Source organism: Streptomyces sp. SID3212 (assembly GCF_009865405.1).
Classification (GTDB): domain Bacteria; phylum Actinomycetota; class Actinomycetes; order Streptomycetales; family Streptomycetaceae; genus Streptomyces.
The window spans coordinates 1-1,952 of record NZ_WWJY01001156.1 but is presented as its reverse complement, the minus strand read 5'-3'; the positions used below and the strand labels follow the sequence as shown (position 1 = coordinate 1,952).

Here is a 1,952-nt window from a genome sequence, read left to right as displayed (position 1 = left end):
ACCACCGCGCGGGAGGCCGGGGAGGCGCAGGCGGAGCAGGGCAGGAACGTGGCGGGGCGGATCTCCGCCGTCTCGCACATCTCGCTGCCGATCTCCGCGTGCAAGGTCTTCTGGGAGGCGTTCCAGTGGCTGGCGATCATCCTGATCATCCCTGCGCTGATCTTCGGCGGCCCGATCGCGCTGCTGGCGCTGGGGGTCAACCTGACGCTGTTCATCAAGACGGTGGTGGACTTCGCGCGCGGTGACGCCACGTTCCTGGACCTGTTCCTGGCCGGGCTCGGGCTCATCGCGCCCACCACCAAGGGCCTGCCGATCTTCCAGATCATCAAGGCGGGCACGAAGGCGTTCACGCAGGGGCTGGCGAACTTCGGCAAGGCGACGCTGGTCCTGCTCCGCAACCTGTTCACCGGGGGCGGGTTCCGCTTCGCCACGATCTTCCCGGGTCTGCGTGATCTGGTGCGGCTGTCGACGAGTTGGGTCCGCACCGGCGGGCTGTGGGTGATGCGGGGCATCACCGACCTGCCGCGGATCGCGAACGTCGTACAGCGGGGCGGACTGATCGTCTTCCAGAACGTGAAGGGCCTGCCCGCGCTCGTACGGGGTCTCCCGGCGGCACTCGGCCGGGGCGGCGCGTTCGCGTGGCAGGGGGCGCGGGCCGGGCTCGGCGCGACCTGGTCCTTCGCCAGGGCGGAGCTGGGCGGCGGGAAGTGGCTGCGGCTGCTGCTGCCCGTGGACGCGCGGGAGATCGGGCAGTTCGGGCTGGCGAAGGCGCTGCGGATCGGGTTCTTCGAGCGCGGGGTGCTCGGGCAGGCGCGGTACGGCGCGGCGGTGGGCGCGGTCGGCCGGGGCATCAGCGGGGCGCCGATCCCGACCTCGCCGGCGCACGGTCTGGTGGACGGCCTGGTCGACCTGCCGCGCTTCGACCTGGCGAACGTACGGCTCGGAGAGTGGGCGGGGCCCGGGGCCGGTCTGCGGCCGTTCGAGATGACGAACGGGGCGCTCCACACCGGTCTGCGCCCGCCGGAGCTGAGCCTCGGTCCGGTGGGGAGCCTCGGCGCGGGGGTGGGCGAGCGTACCGGGCTCGGCTTCCACGCGTCACGGCAGCTGGACGCGCTGGTGGATCTGCCGGCCGGTCAGCTGGGCGCGATACGGGCCGGGGACTGGGCGGTCGGGCCGGGGCGGGTGGACGTGGGGCCGGGGGTCAGCGCGATCGGTGCGCCGCAGGTCGTCCATCAGTCGGGGCTGTACCTGCCTGCTTCGGCCGGGGTGCCGGGTACGACGGGCCTCGGCGCGCTCGCCACGGGTACGCCGGTGCCGGGCGCCGCGCACGCGGGGCTCGCGGGGGTGCAGGCGCCTGCGCCGGGCGCGGCGACGGTGGATCTGCTCACGTCGTCGGCGCGGCCGGGGACGACCCCGGCTCCGGTCCACACCGCGCTCGCCTCCGCCGGTGTCACCCCGCCGGGGGTCGCGGTGACACCTCACACGCTGACGTCGGTGGTGCCCGGTACGGCGCCCGGCCTCGGCCACACCGCACTGGGCGCCGTCCAGGCGCCGCCGCCGGGGGCGGTGGTCGCCGGTGATCTGCTGACACCAGGGCCGACCCCGCACACCGGCGCACCGGGCGGCGCGCACCCGGTCGTCGGGACCGGGCCGCACTTCCGCCCGGCGGCGTCGGGCGGTGTGTCGGCACTCGACCTGGTGGCGGGCGGCCGGGCCGGTCCTGACCTGACGGTGACGGGGGTGAGCGGGGCGGGCAGCGGCTTGGCGGAACGTACGACCAGCGCCCTGACGGCCAATCAGGTACGGCTGCACCTGGACGAGCTCGTCCAGATGCCGGGCGGCGACATGTCCCGTACGAGCTCGACGCTCACCGGAACGCCGACCACGTCCCCGGTCGCGACGGGTCCGGCCACCACGAGCGCGGTCCCCACGGGCCCGGGCACGGCCTCCGT

At 74.9% G+C, this 1,952-nt stretch carries 1 protein-coding gene; it reads left to right on the top strand.

Annotated features, from left to right (window positions below; translation table 11 throughout):
- Window positions 1-1,952: hypothetical protein (locus tag GT042_RS34525; RefSeq protein ID WP_161312634.1), on the top strand; the 1,952-nt coding region annotated here is incomplete at both ends.